The 19,285-nt window shown below is 67.1% G+C and carries 18 protein-coding genes and 1 tRNA gene; 6 read left to right on the top strand and 13 right to left on the bottom strand.

Features of this window, described 5'->3' with window-relative positions; all coding sequences use genetic code 11:
- Positions 1-53: 53 nt before the first annotated feature.
- From ACFVHY_RS04820 to ACFVHY_RS04795, 6 genes are all read right to left on the bottom strand, one after another.
- A complete protein-coding gene (locus tag ACFVHY_RS04820) occupies positions 54-1,421 on the bottom strand; it encodes a protein kinase (protein ID WP_058253015.1) in 1,368 nt (455 codons plus the stop codon).
- Positions 1,418-2,917 carry a penicillin-binding protein 2 gene (locus ACFVHY_RS04815; RefSeq protein WP_065630651.1) on the bottom strand — a complete coding sequence of 500 codons (1,500 nt, stop codon included), beginning with the start codon at positions 2,915-2,917 and terminating at the stop codon, positions 1,418-1,420. Before ACFVHY_RS04815 ends, ACFVHY_RS04820 begins: the two co-directional genes overlap by 4 nt.
- Entirely contained in the window at positions 2,914-4,347 is a 1,434-nt protein-coding gene (locus tag ACFVHY_RS04810) for an FtsW/RodA/SpoVE family cell cycle protein (protein ID WP_390269085.1), read from the bottom strand. Before ACFVHY_RS04810 ends, ACFVHY_RS04815 begins: the two co-directional genes overlap by 4 nt.
- Positions 4,344-5,858 carry a PP2C family protein-serine/threonine phosphatase gene (locus ACFVHY_RS04805; protein WP_390269082.1) on the bottom strand — a complete coding sequence of 505 codons (1,515 nt, stop codon included), beginning with the start codon at positions 5,856-5,858 and terminating at the stop codon, positions 4,344-4,346. The genes ACFVHY_RS04810 and ACFVHY_RS04805 overlap by 4 nt, the downstream gene beginning before the upstream one ends.
- Positions 5,855-6,319 carry an FHA domain-containing protein gene (locus ACFVHY_RS04800; protein ID WP_390269079.1) on the bottom strand — a complete coding sequence of 155 codons (465 nt, stop codon included), beginning with the start codon at positions 6,317-6,319 and terminating at the stop codon, positions 5,855-5,857. The genes ACFVHY_RS04805 and ACFVHY_RS04800 overlap by 4 nt, the downstream gene beginning before the upstream one ends.
- Positions 6,320-6,541: 222 nt before the next feature.
- A complete protein-coding gene (locus ACFVHY_RS04795) occupies positions 6,542-7,867 on the bottom strand; it encodes an FhaA domain-containing protein (protein ID WP_390269076.1) in 1,326 nt (441 codons plus the stop codon).
- Positions 7,868-8,144: 277 nt separating this feature from the next.
- On the opposite strand from ACFVHY_RS04795, the gene ACFVHY_RS04790 reads away from it, so the two are divergent.
- A tRNA-Leu gene (locus ACFVHY_RS04790) sits at positions 8,145-8,230 on the top strand.
- A gap of 65 nt (positions 8,231-8,295) precedes the next feature.
- On the opposite strand, the gene ACFVHY_RS04785 is transcribed toward ACFVHY_RS04790, so the two are convergent.
- Positions 8,296-9,597: a DUF1254 domain-containing protein gene (locus ACFVHY_RS04785; protein WP_390269073.1), complete on the bottom strand. Its 1,302-nt coding sequence runs from the start codon at positions 9,595-9,597 to the stop codon at positions 8,296-8,298.
- Positions 9,598-9,649: 52 nt separating this feature from the next.
- Positions 9,650-10,030: an SHOCT domain-containing protein gene (locus ACFVHY_RS04780; protein ID WP_390269070.1), complete on the bottom strand. Its 381-nt coding sequence runs from the start codon at positions 10,028-10,030 to the stop codon at positions 9,650-9,652.
- Positions 10,031-10,645: 615 nt separating this feature from the next.
- Here ACFVHY_RS04780 and ACFVHY_RS04775 point away from each other — a divergent pair.
- Positions 10,646-13,240 carry a LuxR C-terminal-related transcriptional regulator gene (locus tag ACFVHY_RS04775; protein WP_390269067.1) on the top strand — a complete coding sequence of 865 codons (2,595 nt, stop codon included), beginning with the start codon at positions 10,646-10,648 and terminating at the stop codon, positions 13,238-13,240.
- A gap of 21 nt (positions 13,241-13,261) precedes the next feature.
- Here the strand turns inward: ACFVHY_RS04775 and ACFVHY_RS04770 are convergent, their stop codons facing one another.
- On the bottom strand, positions 13,262-13,693 hold the full coding sequence (locus tag ACFVHY_RS04770; RefSeq protein WP_390269064.1) for a DUF6325 family protein: 432 nt from the start codon (positions 13,691-13,693) through the stop codon (positions 13,262-13,264).
- Between the two features lie 113 nt (positions 13,694-13,806).
- Between ACFVHY_RS04770 and ACFVHY_RS04765 the strand changes: the two genes are divergently transcribed.
- A complete protein-coding gene (locus ACFVHY_RS04765) occupies positions 13,807-14,241 on the top strand; it encodes a DUF309 domain-containing protein (protein ID WP_390269061.1) in 435 nt (144 codons plus the stop codon).
- A 6-nt stretch (positions 14,242-14,247) separates the two neighbouring features.
- Here ACFVHY_RS04765 and ACFVHY_RS04760 read toward each other — a convergent pair whose 3' ends face one another.
- The 4 genes from ACFVHY_RS04760 to wrbA form a co-directional block, all read right to left on the bottom strand.
- The gene (locus ACFVHY_RS04760) at positions 14,248-14,796 is read right to left on the bottom strand and encodes a dihydrofolate reductase family protein (RefSeq protein WP_390270323.1); all 549 of its coding nucleotides are present in this window, start codon (positions 14,794-14,796) and stop codon (positions 14,248-14,250) included.
- 78 nt (positions 14,797-14,874) lie between these two features.
- Positions 14,875-15,303 carry a nitroreductase family deazaflavin-dependent oxidoreductase gene (locus ACFVHY_RS04755; protein WP_065630635.1) on the bottom strand — a complete coding sequence of 143 codons (429 nt, stop codon included), beginning with the start codon at positions 15,301-15,303 and terminating at the stop codon, positions 14,875-14,877.
- 896 nt (positions 15,304-16,199) lie between these two features.
- Positions 16,200-16,694: an FBP domain-containing protein gene (locus tag ACFVHY_RS04750; protein WP_390269058.1), complete on the bottom strand. Its 495-nt coding sequence runs from the start codon at positions 16,692-16,694 to the stop codon at positions 16,200-16,202.
- A gap of 288 nt (positions 16,695-16,982) precedes the next feature.
- The gene (wrbA, locus tag ACFVHY_RS04745) at positions 16,983-17,582 is read right to left on the bottom strand and encodes an NAD(P)H:quinone oxidoreductase (RefSeq protein WP_390269055.1); all 600 of its coding nucleotides are present in this window, start codon (positions 17,580-17,582) and stop codon (positions 16,983-16,985) included.
- A 132-nt stretch (positions 17,583-17,714) separates the two neighbouring features.
- Here wrbA and ACFVHY_RS04740 point away from each other — a divergent pair, with 132 nt between their 5' ends.
- The 3 genes from ACFVHY_RS04740 to ACFVHY_RS04730 all read left to right on the top strand — a co-directional run bounded on the left by ACFVHY_RS04740 (position 17,715) and on the right by ACFVHY_RS04730 (position 19,217).
- Positions 17,715-18,464 carry a DUF72 domain-containing protein gene (locus ACFVHY_RS04740; RefSeq protein ID WP_390269052.1) on the top strand — a complete coding sequence of 250 codons (750 nt, stop codon included), beginning with the start codon at positions 17,715-17,717 and terminating at the stop codon, positions 18,462-18,464.
- A gap of 91 nt (positions 18,465-18,555) precedes the next feature.
- Complete coding sequence (locus ACFVHY_RS04735) at positions 18,556-18,786, top strand: DUF2510 domain-containing protein (protein ID WP_390269049.1); 231 nt, start codon at positions 18,556-18,558, stop codon at positions 18,784-18,786.
- Positions 18,783-19,217, top strand: a complete 435-nt coding sequence (locus tag ACFVHY_RS04730) for a hypothetical protein (RefSeq protein ID WP_390269046.1) — start codon at positions 18,783-18,785, stop codon at positions 19,215-19,217. Before ACFVHY_RS04735 ends, ACFVHY_RS04730 begins: the two co-directional genes overlap by 4 nt.
- Positions 19,218-19,285 lie beyond the last annotated feature (68 nt).

Here is a 19,285-nt window from a genome sequence, read left to right as displayed (position 1 = left end):
CGGGTCATTCGGAAACTATCGGCTCAAACGCGCGGCTCGTACACGCAGCACCATCAGCACAGCGGTGAGAACGGTACGCCGGGGAAACACGGGGTGCCGGTGGCGGCACCGGGGTCCGGCGGCGGCTCGGAGGTGTCGGTCTGCTGACGCGGCGTGGTCGTCTCCGTCGTCGTTTCTTCGCTGGACGTCTCTTCGCTGGTGGTCGTACGGGTCGTGCGTCGAGTCGTGGTCGGCTCGTCGGGCTCCTCCGTCGGTTCCACCGCGGTCGTGGTCTCGACGACCGTCGTCGACGGCGGCGGCGGTGTCGCCGCGTCCCCGTTCCCGCTGTTCACCAGATAGAACCCGATGAGCCCGATGGCACCGACGAGAAGGGCGGCCGCGATGCCGGCCAGGACCTTCTGACCGGTGGTCCAGCTGTTGTCCGGCGGCGGTGGCGCCACCGCGGTCCGCGACGTCGGCCGAGGGGTCACCGGCCGCGAGGCCGCACCCGTCGGGGTGGCCCCACGAGCGACTGCGGCGCCGAGCGCGGCGGCTCCCGCTGCGCCTGCCGCGGCACCGGCGATCGCACCTGGTCGCGGCGGACGACGCCCGGCACGCACGGCGGCGACCGCGTCGGCGAACTCACCACCGTTGGCGTAACGCTGCCGCGGGTCCTTGGCCATCGTGATCTCGATGAGCTCGCGGACCCCGGACGGCAGGTTCGTCGGCAGGGGTGGCGGTGCCTCCCGGATGTGCTTCATCGCGACGGTGATCGCACCGTCGCCGAGGAACGGACGACGCCCGGTGAGGGCCTCGTAGCCGACGACACCGAGCGAGTAGACATCCGACGCCGCGGTCGCCTCGTCGCCGGTGGCCTGCTCCGGGGAGATGTACTGCGCGGTACCCATGACCATCCCGGTCTTGGTGACCGGGGCGGAGTCGACGGCCTTGGCGATGCCGAAATCGGTGATCTTCACCTGGCCGACGGGGGTGATCAGGATGTTGCCGGGTTTGACGTCGCGGTGGACGAGTCCCTGGCTGTGCGCGGCCTGCAGGGCGCGGCCGGTCTGCTCGAGCATGTCGAGGGTGTTGGTCAGCGACAACCGCCCGAGGCGGGAGATCACCGAGTTCAGGGGCTCACCGTCGACGAGTTCCATCACCAGGTACGCGAGCGGGTCGCCGCCGTTGTAATCCGGGGTCTCGCCGTAGTCGAAGACGTTGGCGATCCCGGGGTTGTTCAGCTTCGCGGTGGTCTGGGCCTCCGCGCGGAACCGCGCGATGAACTCCGGATCGCTGGTGTACTCGGCCTTGAGGACCTTCACCGCGACGCGACGATTCAGGCGCGTGTCGAGCGCCTCCCACACCTGGCCCATGCCGCCCGTGGCGATCAGGCGGATGAGTCGATACCGGTCGCCGATGGTGGTGCCGTTCTGCAGGCTCATCGACTGCCACCTCCCACCAGTGAGTTGATCACTTCTCGTCCGATCGGCGCCGCGACGGTCCCTCCGACCGAGTCCGCGCCGAATTGTCCATTCTCCACCACGACGGCCACCGCGATCTGTGCGTTCGACGACGGTCCGAAGGCGATGTACCACGAGAACGGGGTGTCCGTGCTCGATCCGCTCTCCGCCGTACCGGTCTTCGACGCGATCGACACCGGGCCGCCCGCGCCGGCCGTCGACCGCTCCGACTCGATCATCATCGACGTCAGCTCGGCGGCCTGCTCGGGCGTGATCGGCTTGTTGGCCGTCGTCGGCGGTGTGGTCTGCAGGGTCCGCAGGTCCGCCGCCTGCAACTTGTCGACCAGGTACGGCTGCATGCGCACACCTCCGTTGGCCACCGTCGCGGCTATCATCGCGTTCTGTAGCGGGGTGAGCCGGACGTCACGCTGGCCGATGGACGCCTGCGCGAGGACGTCGAGGGACGGGATCTGCCCGACCGTCGAGTCGACGACGGGCATCGGGATGTCGGGGCCGGGCTGGTCGAGGCCGAACAGGCTCGCGGTCTCGGTGAACTTGGGGATCGCGTCGGACATCTTCTCGGTCACCAGTTCGGCGAAGGCGGTGTTGCACGAGTACTTGAACGCCGTCTCGAGCGACACGGTTCCGCCCGACGACCCGGGGCAGGTCTCGCCGCCGTAGTTCGGGAGGGAGACGTCGGTGCCCGGCAACGGGAAGGTCGGAGCTGCGGTGAGGCGGATGCCCGGGGTGATGTTGTCGCGCAGGGCCGCGGCGGAGGTGACGACCTTGAAGGTCGAGCCGGGCGGGTAGAGCTGGCTGATCGCGCGGTTGAGCATCGGCTGCGCGGTGTCACCGGGCCGGTTCCACGCCTCCCAGCTGCTCTCGCGGACCTCCTGGTCGTGGCTCGCGAGCCGGTTGGGGTCGTAGCTCGGCGTCGAGACCATCGCCAGGATCTTGCCGGTGTTCGGCTGCAGCGCCACGACGGCCCCGCGGCACGGACCGTCGCACGGCCCGTTGAGCATGGCCTGGTACGCCGCCTGCTGCACCTTGGGGTTGATCGTCGTGACGACGTTGCCGCCGCGCGGGTCGCGCCCGGAGAACATGTCCATGAACCGCTGACCGAAGAGTCGGTCGTCGGATCCGTTCAGGATGCTGTTCTCGTAGTGCTCGATCTGGCTCGCAAGGTACTGGAACGAGTAGAAACCGGTGACCGGGGCGAATGCCTCGGCGCCCTCCCGCGGGTACTGGCGCAGGAACTTCAGGCGGCTCTCGATCGGCACCGACAACGCGATCACCGTGCCGTCGGCGGTCGTGATCAGGCCGCGCTGCCGGGAGTACTCGTCGAGCAGCACCCGATTGTTGCGGGGGTCGGTCTTGAGGGCGTCGGCCTTGAACACCTGCACGTAGGTGGCGTTGGCGAGCAGGGCGATGATCATCACGATCACCGCCATCGACACATTGCGGATCGGCTTGTTCATCGACGCTTCACCACCTGCGTCGGCAGTGCCTCGACGGGCTTGGCGGCGGGACGCTTCTTCCCGGGATCGGGTTCCCGCGCGGCGTTCGAGATCCGGATGAGCAACGCGACCAGGATGTAGTTGGCGAGCAGCGACGATCCGCCGTAGGACAGGAACGGCGTCGTGAGACCCGTCAGCGGGATCAGCTTGGTGACGCCGCCGACGACGACGACGATCTGCATCGCGATGGTGAACGCCAGGCCGGTCGCCAGGAGTTTGCCGAAGCTGTCGCGGACGGCGATGCCGGTCCGCAGCCCGCGGTGGATGAAGATCATGTACAGCAGCAGGATCGCGGTGAGGCCGGCCAGGCCGAGTTCCTCGCCGATGGTCGAGATGATGAAGTCGGTGTTGGCGAACGGCACGATGTTGGGCCGGCCCGAACCGAGTCCGGTGCCGAACAGTCCGCCCGTGGCCAGACCGAACAGGCTCTGCCCGATCTGGTAGCCCGAGCCGTCGAAGTCCTCGAAGGGGTTCAGCCACACCGAGACCCGGGTCTGCAGGTGCGAGAAGATCGACCACGCGAAGACCGCGCCGATCGCGAAGAGCCCGATGCCCAGCACCAGCCACTCGACGCGCGAGGTGGCCACGTAGAGCATCGTCAGGATGGTCGCGAAGATCAGCAGCGACGTACCCAGGTCTTTCTGGACCACCATGACGGCGATGGCGATGGCCCAGGCAGCCAGCAGCGGACCGAGGTCACGGGCGCGCGGGAGGTCGACACCGAGCACGTGCGGACCTGCGGTGATGAACAGATCACGCTTGGAGACCAGCACGGCGGCCGCGAAGATGATGATCAGGATCTTGGAGAACTCACTGGGCTGGATCGAGAAGAACGGCGTGATGATCCAGTTCTTCGATCCGTTGATCTCCGAGAACGCGCTGGGCAGGATCGCCGGGATGATCAAGAAGACCAGTCCGCCGAGGCCGAGCGTGTAGGCGTACCGCGAGAGCGTGCGGTGGTCGCGGATCAGGATGAGCACCGCGGAGAACGCCACGATGCCCAGCACTGCCCACAGCAACTGCTGGTCGGCGTTGCGGGTCGCCTCGGTGGCGTTCACCGACTCCCCGGTGTTGCCCGTGCCGAGGTCGAGACGATGGATCAGGACCAGGCCGAGACCGTTCAGGACGGCCACGACGGGGAGCATGATCGGATCGGCGTGGGGTGCGTAGCGGCGAACCACCAGATGGGCGACCCCGAACAGTGCGGTGTACGCGGCGACGTACTTGAGGATGTCCCAGGTCAGGTTCTGGCCCTGGGCGGCTTGGACGATGAGCAGCGCCACCGTCACCAGGCCGATGGCGAATCCCAGGAGCAGCAGTTCGGCGTTGCGGCCGGTGCTCGTGGCGGGTTGGCGTGGCGGGGCGTGCGGGGCGGGCGCGGCTTGAGTCATCTCACCTGCTGCCGGCAGCTCGTGACGGCGTCCTGGTCAGGTGCGGGCGTGTCGGCCGGCCCGGCGTTGCCGGTGGACGGTGCCACCGATTCGGTGGCGCCCTGCTGGGGGATGCCCGGTGCCGGCGCCGCGGTGGCGCGGGGTGCCGGGGCGGACGGATCGGTGCTCGGCGTCGACTCCGACGGTGCCGGTGCCGGGGGAGTCGGCGCGGGGGAGGGCGACGAGGGTGCGTTGTCGCAGCGGAAGGTGAGCTCGTCCGTGACGACGCCTTGGATCTGTTCTTCGCTCTTGTTCCGGATCATCACGTTCTTGACCGACTGGGCAGGTCCCGACACCAGGTCGTCGACGTTGAGCGGGAACTCGCAGGAGGCGTCGTAGGAGATGAACGTGTAGCTCGGTTCCGCCTGGTCGAGATCTTCGACGCAGACGCGCTGGACCGGGTTGCTCATCGACAGGAAGAAGACCTTCTCCGGTGAACCCTGGTAGATGAGCACATCGCCGGTGTCGTCGGCGGCCACGTAGTAGTTGCTGCGCACGATGGCGCGGACGACGAAGATTCCGACGACGAGCGCGGCGATCACGGCCAGCGCGACTCCGGCGACGATCCAGCGGCGGTACTTGCTCTTCTGCTTGGCGGGGGGCTCGGCCTCGGTCAGCACCGTCGGACGCTGCGGTTCGGCTGGCGGTGGGCGTAGTGCCGCGGCGCGTCCCGCTGCGGTGGCGGGATCGGGGGTGTAGATCTCCTCGTTGCCGCCGGCCGCCCCGCCGACGATCGGCCGCGAGTCGCCGTACTGGGTGTCGACGACGTCGGCGAGGACGACGGTCACGTTGTCGGGGCCGCCCCCGCGCAGTGCGAGCTCGATGAGGCGGTCCGCGCACTCCTTGGGGTCGGCGATGGAGCCGAGGGTCTCGGCGATGGTGTCCTCGGTCACGACGTCCGACAGGCCGTCGCTGCAGAGCATGTACCGGTCACCCGCGCGCGCTTCCCGCATGGTGAGGGTCGGCTCGACCTCGGTGCCGGTCAGTGCGCGCATGATCAGCGAACGCTGCGGGTGGGTGTGTGCCTGTTCGGCGGTGATCCGACCTTCGTCGACGAGGGTCTGGACGAACGTGTCGTCGCGGGTGATCTGGGTCAGGGCACCGTCGCGGTACATGTAGCCGCGGGAATCGCCGATGTGGCACAACCCGATTCGGCTACCGGCGAAGAGGATCGCGGTGAGCGTGGTGCCCATGCCGTCGAGTTCGGGTGACTCCTGCACCTGCGCGGCGATCGCCTCGTTGCCGGCGCGGGTGGCGCTGTCGAGCTGGGTGAGCAGGTCGCCGCCGGGCTCGTCGTCGTCGAGCGTGCTGAGCGCGCGGATGACCAGTTGGCTGGCGACTTCGCCGGCCGCGTGGCCGCCCATGCCGTCGGCGAGTGCGAGCAGGCGCGGACCCGCGTAGAAGGAGTCCTCGTTGTTGGACCGAACGAGACCGCGGTCGCTGCGCGCGATGTAGCGCAACACAAGTGTCACGGGCGCAACTCGATCACGGTCTTGCCGATGCGGATCGGCGTGTTCAGCGGCACCTTGACCGCGGTCGTCACCTTGGAACGATCGAGGTAGGTGCCGTTGGTGGAGCCGAGGTCTTCGACGTACCAGTCGTCGCCGCGTCGCGAGAGCCGCGCGTGCCGCTCGGAGGCGTAGTCGTCGGTGAGCACGAGCGTCGAGTCGTCCGCGCGTCCGAGCAGGACCGGTTGCTGGCCGAGGCTGATCCGCGTGTTGGCCAGTGCACCGTGGGTCACCACGAGGTAGCGGGCCGCGCCGCGGACGCCACCACCGCGGCGTCGTTTCTCCGAGCCGCCCGAGTACCGGGGGATGCGCAGACCGCCGGCCGACGCGATGTCGGCGCGCAGGGTGCGGATCACGGCGAAGACGAACAACCAGAGCAACAACAGGAACCCGATGCGGGTCAGTTGCAGCACCAAGCCCTGCATGTCGTGTTCACCTCCAGCGCGTTCCGTCTCGGTCGGGTCGTACCCGCGGCAGCAGTCGTCGGACCGCCGATCGAAAGGAGCGGACCCGACTGCATCTTATGGGCAGATCCGCCGAACCCGGTCATTCGGATATGACAGTTCAGTATCAACCGGCCGGAGTGGTCTCTGGCCGGTGTCGACTGCCGCGCGCCCGCGGTGGGCGTGCGCTCGGCGTATGCGGGTCTACTGGAACCGGACGGTGATGTCGGAGTGTCCGACGCGGATGCGGTCGCCGTCGGCGAGTTCCCAGGTGTTCACCTGGAGATCGTTGACGGTGGTGCCGTTGGTCGAGTTGAGGTCGGTGAGCATGGCGGTCGCGCCGTCCCAGCGGATCTCCACGTGACGGCGCGAGACGCCGGTGTCGGGAAGACGGAACTGTGCGTCCTGTCCGCGGCCGATCACATTGGATCCCTCGTGCAGCTGGAAGGTGCGGTTGCTGCCGTCCTCGAGGAGCAGCGTGATCGACGACGGGGCGTACCCGGCTGCCGGCCGGCCCGCGCCGTAACCCTGGTCGTAACCGCCCTGGTAGTCGTACCCGGCGGGTTGCTGACCGTAGGCCTGCTGGCCGTAGCCCTGCTGCTCATAGCCCTGCTGACCGTAACCCTGGTCATAGGCGGGCTGCTGGCCGTAGCCCTGCTGGTCGTAACCCTGTTGTCCGTAGCCGGGTTGCTGGCTGTAGCCCTGCTGCTCGTAACCGGGCTGCTGGCCGTAACCCTGGTCGTAGCCCTGTTGTCCGTAGCCGGGTTGCTGGCTGTAGCCCTGCTGCTCGTAGCCGGGTTGCTGGCTGTAGCCCTGCTGGCCGTAACCGGGCTGCTGGCCGTAACCCTGGTCGTACCCTTGCTGGCCGTAGCCCTGCTGGTCGTATCCATGGTCGTAGCCGGGCTGCTGACCGTACTGGTCGTAGCCCTGCTGGCCGTAACCCTGGTCGCCCTGCTGTCCCGATCCCTGGCCGTACTGGTCGTACGCGGGATCGGCGCCCCTGCGCTGGTCGTATCCGGGATTCTGAGTCATCTTGGGGGCTCCTTGGTCGGGGGCGTCGGTAGGTGGGGGAACAGGGGCCGGGCGTCCGGCCGGCCGGCCGGGGACCGGTGCACCGTGCGGCTGTTCCGAACGCGCCGCCACCGGGCGGGGCCGCGCGTCCGGGTTGACCGTGCCGCGTGCGCGGAAGATCCCCGTGTGCAAGGACGGCGATTGCTCGAACTCTACGACGACCTTGCCGTAGGTCTGCCACCCGTTGTCCTTGATGAAGTTTTCCAAATGCTTCGAGAAAGTCTTGCGGTTCAGCTCGTATTCCGCAGCGATGTGCTGATGATCGGTGGGACTGAACAGCAGCGTGTAGCTGTTGGCCGCAAGGACCGTACCGTCACCGAGGTTCTCGAGCGACTCCTCGGCTTCTCGCTGTAGCCCGTTCTCGATCTCCTGCGGGGCCACCTGACCACCGAAGACACGGGCAAAACCGTCGTCAACTGCACCTTCGAGCTTGCGTTCCAGTCGTTGCAGGATCCCCACCGAGACCTCCTTTCGCGGCAATGGAGCGTGTCGCCGTGCATCTGGCCTTGTTTGATGATAGCGACATCAACGGCCAACTGTGCCACCAAGGCAACTGGTGCACCGTCTGCAACACCTGTCCCAGTGGTGTGTATTCGGCATCTGACGTAACCCGACGTACTGCACAAATGCAACGTCGAAGATCGAGTTTTGTTTCGGCGGTGGCGTGCTGCTATCGTCGTCCAGTCGCCGGACACACCCAGTTCGACGACATGCCCACCGGAACTCCGGTGGCCACGGGCGAGTGGCGGAATGGCAGACGCGCTGGCTTCAGGTGCCAGTGTCCTTCGGGACGTGGGGGTTCAAGTCCCCCTTCGCCCACCAGAGCAGAGCTCATGAAGAAGGTCAGGTCGCATGCGACCTGACCTTTTTCGTCGGTGCGGATCGTGTCAGACCCGCCGCACCGGAGGCGGAGTCCAGGCCCCGGTGAGCGCCGCCCGTTGCGGCGCGTACAGGCGCAACGTCACACCCAGCGGCCCGCGGGGGGTGGGCAACCAGTTGTCGACGAGCTCCGGCCCGGGGTTGACGTGCTGGAGATACAGGTCCAGTGAGCCGTCGTCGTTGAACCGCAAGTTGTCGCGGTCGCCGATCGCGAACCGGTCGATCTCGTTCCCGACCTGGTAGCCCTCGGCGTCGTACATGGTCACCGACCAGAACGCATCGACCGGTGGTAGTTCTCCGGCGGCGAAGTGAAGTCGGTAGTCGTGTTCCCCCGACAGCGGTTGACCGTCGGAGTCGGTCAACAACAGCGGGTAGATGGCGTCTTCGGGCGGATTCGCGCCCAGCCCCACCAGAGTCACCTGAGATCGCGCCAGATAGTCGTTGCCGTACACCCCGATCGATTTCGTGACCACTTCCCAGCCGTTGGCGACCCTGCCGAGGCGCATGACATCGCCGATGGACGCGAGAGCCGACTTCGCTCCCCGTTCGATCTCGGCGATCGCGTCCGAGCCGAAGCGACTCGCGTCGAAGCTGCGGCCGGGGACGAGTCCGAGTCCGGCAATCCGCATCAGTACGGAGTTGTCGGTGGCGTGCGGTGGGACGACCCTCAACACCTCGGCCGCCCGGGTGAAGAACTCGACGGCCGACATCGCGTTCACGATGCGCAGCGGCTCGGCAGTCGGGTCCACCGGTTCCTCGGATGAGGTGGTCGGCGACCCCAGAGCAGTCACCGACAGACCCTTCTGGAACTCGTTGACCGACGCGTAGTCGGCGGGCCCGTTGGTCTGGGTACGGCCGATCACCCAGACGTAGGGGGTCGGCGCCACGATCACCTCGGCGTCGTCGATCTGCGAGGTGTCGTGCTCCCGCAGGGCGACGACGTACCGCTGAGGGCCGGTGCCGCTGGTTCGTTTGCCAGGGGAGGCGAAGACGTCGGTCCACATGTCCAGCATCGGCATCATGTAATAGCGGTCTTGACTGTCGGGGATCTCGATGAGGACCGGGCCGCCGGTCAGATCCAGCCAGGCCGACGAATACAGCGTGTCGAAGTTCGGCCGGACCACCGCGCGGAAATCTGCCGACGGGAACTCCGATAAATGGTGGAACTGATTGGCGGGTCCGAAGCCCGGACGGTCGGACGCGCCGGGAGCAGTCTGTTGGCGACGACTGACGTCCATCGTCACCAGTGAGTAGAGGTAGGTGTACGCGTCCGCGCTGAGAGACGCGAGGTCGTCGGACAACCGTGTCATGACGAAACTCCTTGTGTGAGTCGGTTACACGCCGGGTGGCAATGCACCTCGATCAGGCGAGTGCTTTGGCCTTGAGCGCGGAGAATTCGTTGTCGTCGATCGCGCCGGAGTCCAAGAGCGCTTTCGCATCGGCGATCTGCTCGGCGGATGACTTCGGACCGACGGAACGGATGTAGTCGTCGGTCTGCTGCTGTAGTTGCCGCTGCGCGTCGAGAGCGCGGCTGTGCATGCCGCTGCCGCGGGAGATGAGGTACACGAGCGCGGACAGGAACGGCACGAAGACCAGCGCCACGACCCATACCGCCTTCCACCAGCCGGACAACTCACGGTCGCGGAACAGGTCGGTGAGGATGGTGAACAGAATCATCAGGTAAGCGACGAACGCGAAGATCACCAGCGTGTACCAGATGAAATCCCAGAACGAATCCCACATGAATTCTCTCCTTCGGGGCCAGGTTCAGAACAGGATGAGTGTCGGCAGCCGGCCAGGAGGCAGGTAGCCCGGAGTCAGGATGACGTCTTCGGGTGCCGATCGGATCACCCGCCTCGTATGAGTTCCGGCAGTCGGGAGGTCACCGTGAGACGCGGCAGGTATCGCGGCTCAGTTGTGTCCCTCGGGTGACGTCGGTGTCTCGGATCTGTTGTGCCGCAGCGTCATCTCGGCAGCGAGGCCCCGGGCGTATCGGTCGATCAGATCCGCGGATCCCGGGCGCGCGAGCACCCGGACGACGGGATGACCTATGACGGCCCGACGGCCGGACCGGCCGGGACGAAGGGGCATGAGATCTCCGATGGTCGACGAATACTCCGCTCGATGCTCCTTCGTCGTCGTCGAGCCGTCGTCATTCGAACCGGACGATTTCTACGCGCGCGCTCGTATCGCCGCGACTACTATTTGCGGCACCCTTGTGACGTCGGTCCGAGGGAATCGAGGAAAGGCAGCGAGGTGAACGACGCGAGCCGACGCCTCCCACCGTCTCTTCGGCTTCGCATCTCCCGTCCCGAGCTTCCTCCGGGATTCGTCCCGCGGCCCCGGCTCGAAACGCACTTGCGGCCTCGGGGACCGCGCCACGTCACCGTCGTCGCGGCGGGACCCGGATACGGCAAGACACTTGCGGTCGCAGCTCACCTCGCCGCCCGCGACGACCGGCACCGGGCGGTGTGGCTTGCCGTCAGCGACATCGACGGATTGTCGACGTTCTGGGGTGACCTTCTCGGTGCACTGACCGCAGCGCAGGTCCTGGCCGATGGCTCGTTCTCCGAGATGGTGCCCGGCAACGACTTCGGGCTCGCCGAGGTCGGCCTCATCGCCGACGCCCTCGCCTCACATCCGGAGCCGCTGACCATCGTCCTCGACGATGTCCAGCGAATCAGTGATCGCGACGTGTTGGAGTCGATCGCGCATTTCATCGCGGCGCAGCCCGACCAGGTCCACCTGGTGGTCATCTCGCGCACGACGCCACGTCTTCACCTGCGACGACTGCAACTCGACGGGCGTCTCACCGAGATCGGTGCGGACATCCTGACGATGACCAGGGGCGAGGTGGGTCAGTTCGCCGAGCTTGCCGGCGCAGGACCCATGTCCGACGACGATCTGGTCGGCTTCTGGGTACGCACCGAAGGCTGGGCGGCGGGTGTACGACTCGCGCTGCTGAGTGCGGGACCCTCAGGACTACGCGCTTGGTTGAAGCGAGGACCCGGTCGGCTGATCGCGTCCTACCTGCTCGAGGAAGTCCTCGAACAGATCCCGCCGACGGACCGCAAGTTCCTGCTGGCGACCAGCGTCGCGGAGGCGCTCGATCCGACACTGGCCGGGGCGATCACGTTACGACCGGACTGCCGCCGAATTCTCGAATCGCTGGCCGATGCGAACCTGTTCACCGTTCGATTGGAGGGTCGCCGGGACTGGTACGCCTACCACCCGCTGTTCCGGCAGTTGCTGGCCGAGCGCCTGGCCGCCGAGAGTCCGGATGCGCCCGCCGAACTGCATCGTCGGGCGGCGGCCTGGTTCGGTCGTACCGGTGACCCGATCTCGGCGATCCGGCATCTGGCGTCGGCGCAGGATTGGGCCGGGCTCCTGGAGGTCCTGGGGGGATCCGCAGTTCCGCTCGTGCTGTCCCCGCACGCGGGCGAGCTGGCGGCCGCGTTGCGGCCCGCGGTCGAGCACGCAGCGCGACAACCCACTGCCGAGACACTTCTCGCCTCCGTGATCGCCTCGTTCCACGACCGGGATTTCAGCGTCATGTTCCATCACGCGGAGGCGGCCTCCGACGCGGTTGCGCAACGTGAGGATCTGAAGACGGCGGCCGCCGAGATCATCCTGGCTCTCGCGGCCATGGTGCGCGCCCGGGCCGAGGCTGTCGACGACGTCGTGTCCCGATGCGAAGCCGTGTCGAGGGTGGCGACCTCACCATCGGGCAGCGCCCTGCCTGCGGCTCCGGCCTACGCGTTGATCGGTCGTGCGAACCGTGCCATGGGACTGGTCCACCGCGGTGACTTCGGCGAGGCCGCAGCCGAACTGGAGGGCGCGCACGCGGCCGCGGAGGCGGCCGGGATGGCGTTGATGGCCATGGCGACGCAAGCGCACCTGGCGTTGACCGATCTGATCGTCGGAGACCTGCCACGAACGGCCGAGCGCGTCGCGACCGTCGAATCGATTGCCCGGCGCCGCGGTTGGACGCAGCAACCCCAGATGATGGCGATGTATGCGGCGCAGACACTGCTCCTGCTGGAACGTCACGAGCTCGATGCCGCCGATGCCGCCATCGACGCGGCTCGCCGAATTGTCGGGCAGGCTCCCGACAGCGCGGCGTTGTTGCTGGTGGAGATCGCGTCGGTGGGCGTCTCCGTGTCGCGTCGGGACGCGTTCGCGGCCCGGGCGGCCCAGCGTCGGATGGCGGTGGTCGTCGAACGATGTGGCCCGCTGCCGCAGCTCCTGCGCAGTTGGTGTGACGTGGTCGCGGCGGAAGTGGCCATCCTCGCAGGTGACGCCGCTGTCGTCGCGCGGGCACCGTTCGATGATGTCCACGACGCCTCGGGTACGCGATCGATCGGCGCCTACCCGGATGTGCTCCGGCGAATCACCCGTGCCAGGGCCTTTTTGGAGCTCGGCAGGCCGGCTGACGCGATTGCGCAGCTGGGCCGGTTGACCGACTACGCGCCGTTCCGGTTGCAGGCGGTCGATGCCGGGGTGCTGTGGGCGGTCGCGGCTCATCAACTCCGTCGTGAATCCGCTGCGCTCGATCAGATGGCTGCTGCGGTCGCGCTGGCGGCCGAGACCGGTCAGGTCCGTCCGTTCGCGGCGATGGGTGAGCCCGCACGGGTGCTGCTCGCCCGGCATGTCCGGACCGCCGGACCGCACGTCGATCTCGGTTTCGCTCTCGATCTGCTCGGAGTCCTCGGCGACGATGCCCCGCACACCGGCGATCTCGACGTCGCCGAACCGGTTGGCGAAGCGTTGACCGAACGCGAGTTGGTGATTCTCCGGTACCTGCCGACGATGTACAAGGCGGCAGAGATCGCCGCGGATCTGTTCGTGTCGGTCAACACGGTCAAGACCCACCAGCAGGCGATCTACCGCAAGTTGGGGGTGTCGTCGCGCCGGGATGCCGTAGACCGTGCCAGAGAACAGAACCTGTTGTAGCGCAGTCGATGACGAGGTCGTTCACGACGACTCCCTGGCGGCACGAAGCGATGCGACGATGGCTCGCTCAGGTATTCGTCCGTGCGCGGTGAGGTGACCTCCGGCCGACGCCACCGCCGAGAAGAACGACGCGGTGCAGATGTACTCCCAGACGATGGCGAGACCGGAGCCGCCCGGTGAGATGGCCATGGCGAGGTTCTCGACGTCCTCGAGGGAGAGCAACTCGATCATGGAACTGCCGAGTGAGTCGTGCTCGTCCAGGTCGGAGTCCTCGAATTCGGCAACCGCGACGGTTCCGTCCGCGCGGCGGCTGACGACGAGCAGATCAAGCACCCGGACGAGGTGGTTGTCGACCAGCCCGGCGAGCTCGTCGCGCACGGTCCTGTCGAGGGACGATGCACCCGCCGGGAGTTCCACCACGACGTAGTCGACCGGGCCGAGCTCTCTGGTCATCGTCACTCCTTCCGCGTTGTGAGGAGAGTGTGCGCGGCAGGACGGGCGATGTCGTCATGCTGAATGGGTGAGCGAGGCCAGTTCTGGCGGTCTCGACGAACCGGAGGTGAGCCATGGACAAGGCCCGCGATCGCGACCCCGATGGTCGCGCCCGCCAGGCCCGGCCGCGCGACGAGTTGGGCAGGCCGTTGCCGTATGGCGCGCAGGGCGTCGAACCGGTGTCCGAGGAGCCGTTGCCGCCCGATGAGACGATCGCGCTCGCGTGCCAGTTGCTCGAAGAGGGGCGGCCGTTCTCGGCGCACGAGGTGTTCGAGACCCGGTGGAAGTCGTGTCCGCCGGAGGAGCGGCCGCTGTGGCAGGGACTCGCGCAGCTCTGCGTCGGACTGACGCACCACCGTCGGGGGAACGCCGTCGGTGCCCGCCGACTTTACGATCGGGCGGCTGCGCGGTTGGAGGAGTACGAGCAGTCTCACGGACTGACATACGGGATGGATCTCGCGGCGATCCGCGACCGTGCGTTCGCGGAGATCGACTCCGACCCCGCCTGAATCGGGTCACACCGTCCGGTAACGCAGCAGCGAGACGCCCAGCTCGAAGCGTTGGGTGTCGACGAGTCGCAGCGCAGGGATCTCGAGGCCGTCCGGGAACAGGCGGCGTCCCGCGCCCTGCACGGTCGGGTAGACGAACAGCCGGTACTCGTCGACCAGACCGGCTTCGATCAGCGTGTGGCAGAGGCTGATGCTGCCGGTCACGACGATGTCCTTGCCGTCGGCGTTCTTCAGTGCGGTCACCTCGGCGACGACATCGCCGGACAGAACGGCCGAGTTCTGCCACTCCGGGTCGGTCATCGTGCTCGACACCACGTACTTGTCCACGGTGTTGAGGTAGTCGGTGATCCCGGTGGCGTCGTCGGTCTGGTGCGGCCAGAAGCCGCGGAAGTCCTCGAAGGTCTGCCGGCCGACGAGCAGCGCGTCGGCCTCGGCGTCCTGTCGGTGCGATTCGGCCATGAGGTCCGGTGCCTCCACGGTCGGGTCGAACCAGTTGGTCAGCATCTCGATCGAACCGTCGAGCGTCATGTTCTGGGTGATCGCCAGCGTGCGCATGCCTCTCCCGGGGTCGTTGACGTTGTCTCCCAGATACCGACCGGCGGGCCGGTCGATAGTCATCGGAACGGCACGCCCCTATCGCGGCGTCAGCTCCACGATGGCGAGTGGGCGCGTCGTCTTCTTCTGATAGCCGGCGTAGCGACCCTTGTTGACTTCGTCGACGAGAACGAAGCGCCGGGCGTAGTCCGGGTCGTCCGGGTAGGTCGCCCGCGCGGTGACCTGAATCCGACGACGACCCACCTGGACTTCGACGTTGGGGTGCGCTTTGAGGTTGGCGAGCCACCCCGGTGGTCGCGGCGATCCGCCGTTCGACGCGACCACCAGGTAGGCCTCACCGTCGCGCGCATAGGTGAGCGCATTGCACCTCGCCTCACCGGTGCGGCGGCCGATCGTGCGCAGCAGCAGCGTGGGATTGCCCATCAGCAACCGATGGCCGACGAGTCCGCCGGAATGCTCGTAGAGCCATTGGTGGGTCTGCAGTGCGCGGATGAACAGCGACGTCATGGGTCCACTATCTCGGATGTCGAGCCGAGAGGGGACCTTTCGACCTCGAGGCGCTCCTGCGTCGATTGCGCGGATCGGCGGCTTCCGCTCCTCGCACCTCAGTTACTGCGGCCTGGCGGCCATCGTGGACTTCGAGAAGACCCCGCTCCCTGAGAAGCGAGCCTGCGAGCGTCACGAAGGGTACTGGTGAGATGCGTGGCACGACCCTTCGTGACGCGCCCTCCGCAAGCTCCGGACGCTCCTCAGGGAACGGGGGGGCTGACGCGCCCTCCGCAAGCTCCGGACGCTCCTCAGGGAACGGGGGCTGACGCGCCCTCCGCAAGCTCCGGACGCTCCTCAGGGAACGGGGGCTGATGCGCCCTCCGCAAGCTCCGGACGCTCCTAGTAATAGCTGGAAGGGCTCAGGGAACGGGGGCTGACGCGCCCTCCGCAAGCTCCGGACGCTCCTCAGTATCTGCGGCCGTCGTGGGGTCGAAAGAACTGCATCGTTGCGGCCCTATCGTGAAGCGCTACTTCGGCCGAACTTGCGCTACTCGCGTGCACTGTGACGCGGACGATCGAGGTAGCGCACCTGTCGTGTGGTCTCACCCGCCGGCCGGAACGCTCTACCCGCACGAACCATCGGCCTCAGGCGGCGCAGCTGTCTCGCATACCTGCCGCATTTTTCGTGACCGACAGACTTCAACTCGACTCCTAGACTTCGATCGAAGTCCATCGGTCGAGTTGAAGTCTGCCGGTCACGGGCCCGGCGCCCTCCGTTGTGATCTGTTCGACCCGCAGGCCGCTCTCCGGACTCCGGAACCGCTGATCCGTCGTTCTCTCGGATCAGGAAACGGGGTTGGTCGCGCCCTCCGCAAGCTCCGGCGGCTCCTCAGCTCAGGGAGCAGTGGCTCGCGTCAGCTGTCGCCGCTCGCCACTCGTTGCGCGAATCCCACGAGGTGGGTCTGCAATGCCTGAATGCGCTGTTGTCGAACGGTTTCGGGGTCGTCGGTGGAGAAGATGGCCGACGGCTTGGCGCGGACGTTCGCCGAACACTCGAAGTTCGAGCAGATCAACGTCCCGACCGTGTTGCCCTTGCGTCCCGCGGCGCCGGCGAGTTTGGCACTGAAGAAGGCGACCTCGTTGGGCAGATGCACGTCCTCGCAGAACGAGCACAGGGGACGGGTTCGCGGCTGGCGGCCACCGAGTCGGAGCATGATCCCCACGACGTCGTCGTCGGTCGGGATGACCACGTATCCGACCATCGGTAGTTTCGGATCGCGCCAGCCGACGAAATCGAGCTGCTCCCAGTCGAAGTCGCTGAAATCGGGTGGGAGGGTCACGCTCTTGCGCTCGCGTTGGGAGGCGTTGACGAACGACGAGCGGATCTGGGTTTCGGTCAAGGAATGCATGAGTGGGTACACCTCAGGTGTCGGAGGAGGAAGAAGAGTGCACGATTCGACGGGCGCGGTCCACCACTGCGGGGACGCGCGCCGATCGGAGCGGGTTACTCAACCGTCGGCGCGCACGACGCCGACGACCTCCTCACGCCCGGAGGGCGACACACTGACATACACGAGCACCGATGGTGAACCGCCGAACCTTCGCTGTCAACTCGATTACGGCGGCCGCACGCTCACAAGATCCGTCCCCGCCCGAACCAACCGGCTGAGCGGGAACGGATCTCGTGAGCGAAGGTGTCAGGCGGCCAGGAGGCCCGCGATCCGCACCACCCGCTGCGCCATGTGTTCGAGCGCGGCCTTCGTCGCGTCGTCGAGCTCGTTCTTGTTCTCCGGGCCCGTGACATGCGAGACGCCGTACGGGTTGCCGTCGGCGAACTTCAGTCCGTCGGTGTACCCGGGCGGGACGAGGATGCCGCCGAAGTGCATCAGCGATGTGTAGAGACCGGTGAGGGTGGTCTCCTGTCCGCCGTGCACGGTCTGACTGGAGGTGAAGGCGGCGTAGGCCTTGTCGGCCAGTTTGCCCTCGGCCCACAGTCCGCCGAGCGAATCGATGAATGTCTGGAACGGCGAAGCCGTGCTGCCGAACCGCGTCGGGCTCCCGAAGATCACGCCGTCTGCCCACACGATGTCGTCGCCGGCCGCGGCGGGCAGGTCCTTGGTGGCCTCGTAGTTGGCCGACCAGGCCGGGTTGTCGGCGAACGTCTCCGGATCCCTCGTCTCGGCGATGTGGCGGACCCGGACCTCGGCTCCGGCGGATTCACCGGCGTCCGACAGTGCCTGCGCCATTGCGGTGCCGTGTCCGGTGGCCGAGTAGTAGATGATCGCCAGCTTGGTCATGTGTGCTCCCGTCTCGGTGATTGGCGTGTGCCACCGACGGGTACCCACGAGCCGTGAGTCGACACCCACGCGCATATCGGGCACTCGTCGTGGACGGGATTCGTAGCCCCGTCCCGAACGGATAGTTGCGCGATGCTGTTCATCGGCACCTCCGGCTGGCAGTACCGGGACTGGCGTGGCGCGTTCTACCCCGCGAAGCTCCCGCAGCGGTTGTGGTTGGACTATTACGCGCAGCGGTTCCCGACCGCCGAGGTCAACAACACCTTCTATCGGCTGCCCGAGAGGAAGGCGTTCGAGAACTGGGCCGAGACCGTCCCCGCCGACTTCCGGATGGCCGCGAAGATGAGCCGGTACCTGACGCACATCAAGCGGTTGAAGGAGCCGGCCGAGCCGGTCCAGCGCTTCCTCGATCGCTCGGCGGGTCTCGACGGACGGTTGGGACCGGTGCTCCTGCAGCTGCCGCCCAACCTCCGTGCCGCACCCGACGCCCTGGACGAGACGCTTTCCTTGTTCCCGAAGACGGTCCAGGTCGCCGTCGAACCCCGGCACGAGTCCTGGTGGACCGACGAGGTCAGGTCGGTCCTCGAACGGCACAAGGCGACGCTCTGCTGGGCCGACCGCAAGAACCGGATACTCAATCCGCTCTGGCGCACAGGCGATTTCGGCTATCTACGGCTGCACGACGGAACGGCGCGGCGGCCGATGAGTTACGGAACCCGAGCGATCGACAGCTGGTTGCGCCGTCTGACCGAGACGTACGACGACTCCTGCGATGTCTACGTCTATTTCAACAACGACCCAGGGTGTGCAGCGATCGACAACGCGGTCACCATGATTCGTCGCGCGCAGTGGATGGGGATACCGGTGAAGACCGTCGGCTGACCCTCACGGGCGGGTCCGTCGTTCGACGGAACCGGGGCGCGGTCGGCGTCGAGGACGTGGCATCGAGCGCCACGCTCGGTACGGTGCGGACATGTCGATCATCCTGATGCTCCTCGCCCTGCTCGTGCTGGTGGCCGTTCTCGGCGGCATCATCGCCGGCATCGTCGTGTTGATGTCGCGGAAGTCTAAGAGCTCGACCGTCGACGACGCACGGGGCGTGGGTGGCTGGTATCCGGACCCCCAGGACACGAGCGCGGACCGGTACCACGACGGCCAGACCTGGACCGCCCACACCCGTCCTCGTGTCGACCCCGCCCGGTGAGCACTTCCGGAGCGCTCGTCACCGCGCTGACCTTACTGTGGCTCGGCATGGTGTTCGCCATCTCGTTCATCGAGGCACCGCTGAAGTTCCGCGCACCTGGGGTGACCCTGCCCATCGGACTCGGCATCGGCCGGCTGGTGTTCCGCGCCCTGAACGCGGCCGAAATCGTGTGGGCGGTCGGCATTCTCGTCGCGATCGTGCTGGGGTCGTGGCCCGGTCTCGCCGAGCCGGTCGCAGCGGGGGTGGCGATCGGTGCGCTCGTCATTCAGGTGGCGTTCGTACGACCCGCGCTGACCAAGCGATCCGACGCCGTGCTCGCCGGGCACGAAGAACCGCGGAGTCACGCCCACGTCGCCTACGTCGGATTCGAGGTCGTCAAGGTGATCGCACTCGTCTGGCTCGGCGCTGCGGTGCTGGCGGGCGCGACCTGACCGATCCAGGTGAATCGGGCTGCCTGGCGGAGCGCCTCTCTCGAGCGTCACGACGGCTGACAGTCGCA

The organism is Gordonia sp. NPDC127522 (genome assembly GCF_042672305.1).
Classification (GTDB): domain Bacteria; phylum Actinomycetota; class Actinomycetes; order Mycobacteriales; family Mycobacteriaceae; genus Gordonia; species Gordonia hongkongensis.
The sequence above is the reverse complement of the archived record's forward strand: the minus strand, read 5'-3'. Positions and strand labels throughout refer to the sequence as shown.

Bases quoted from the DNA above. Each gene is read 5' to 3' on its own strand.
- ACFVHY_RS04820 (WP_058253015.1), bottom strand. From the start codon at position 1,421: ATGAGCCTGCAGAACGGCACCACCATCGGCGACCGGTATCGACTCATC.
- ACFVHY_RS04815 (WP_065630651.1), bottom strand. From the start codon at position 2,917: ATGAACAAGCCGATCCGCAATGTGTCGATGGCGGTGATCGTGATGATC.
- ACFVHY_RS04810 (WP_390269085.1), bottom strand. From the start codon at position 4,347: ATGACTCAAGCCGCGCCCGCCCCGCACGCCCCGCCACGCCAACCCGCC.
- ACFVHY_RS04800 (WP_390269079.1), bottom strand. From the start codon at position 6,319: ATGCAGGGCTTGGTGCTGCAACTGACCCGCATCGGGTTCCTGTTGTTG.
- ACFVHY_RS04785 (WP_390269073.1), bottom strand. From the start codon at position 9,597: ATGACACGGTTGTCCGACGACCTCGCGTCTCTCAGCGCGGACGCGTAC.
- ACFVHY_RS04780 (WP_390269070.1), bottom strand. From the start codon at position 10,030: ATGTGGGATTCGTTCTGGGATTTCATCTGGTACACGCTGGTGATCTTC.
- ACFVHY_RS04770 (WP_390269064.1), bottom strand. From the start codon at position 13,693: ATGACCAGAGAGCTCGGCCCGGTCGACTACGTCGTGGTGGAACTCCCG.
- ACFVHY_RS04765 (WP_390269061.1), top strand. From the start codon at position 13,807: ATGGACAAGGCCCGCGATCGCGACCCCGATGGTCGCGCCCGCCAGGCC.
- ACFVHY_RS04760 (WP_390270323.1), bottom strand. From the start codon at position 14,796: ATGCGCACGCTGGCGATCACCCAGAACATGACGCTCGACGGTTCGATC.
- ACFVHY_RS04755 (WP_065630635.1), bottom strand. From the start codon at position 15,303: ATGACGTCGCTGTTCATCCGCGCACTGCAGACCCACCAATGGCTCTAC.
- ACFVHY_RS04750 (WP_390269058.1), bottom strand. From the start codon at position 16,694: ATGCATTCCTTGACCGAAACCCAGATCCGCTCGTCGTTCGTCAACGCC.
- wrbA (WP_390269055.1), bottom strand. From the start codon at position 17,582: ATGACCAAGCTGGCGATCATCTACTACTCGGCCACCGGACACGGCACC.
- ACFVHY_RS04740 (WP_390269052.1), top strand. From the start codon at position 17,715: ATGCTGTTCATCGGCACCTCCGGCTGGCAGTACCGGGACTGGCGTGGC.
- ACFVHY_RS04735 (WP_390269049.1), top strand. From the start codon at position 18,556: ATGTCGATCATCCTGATGCTCCTCGCCCTGCTCGTGCTGGTGGCCGTT.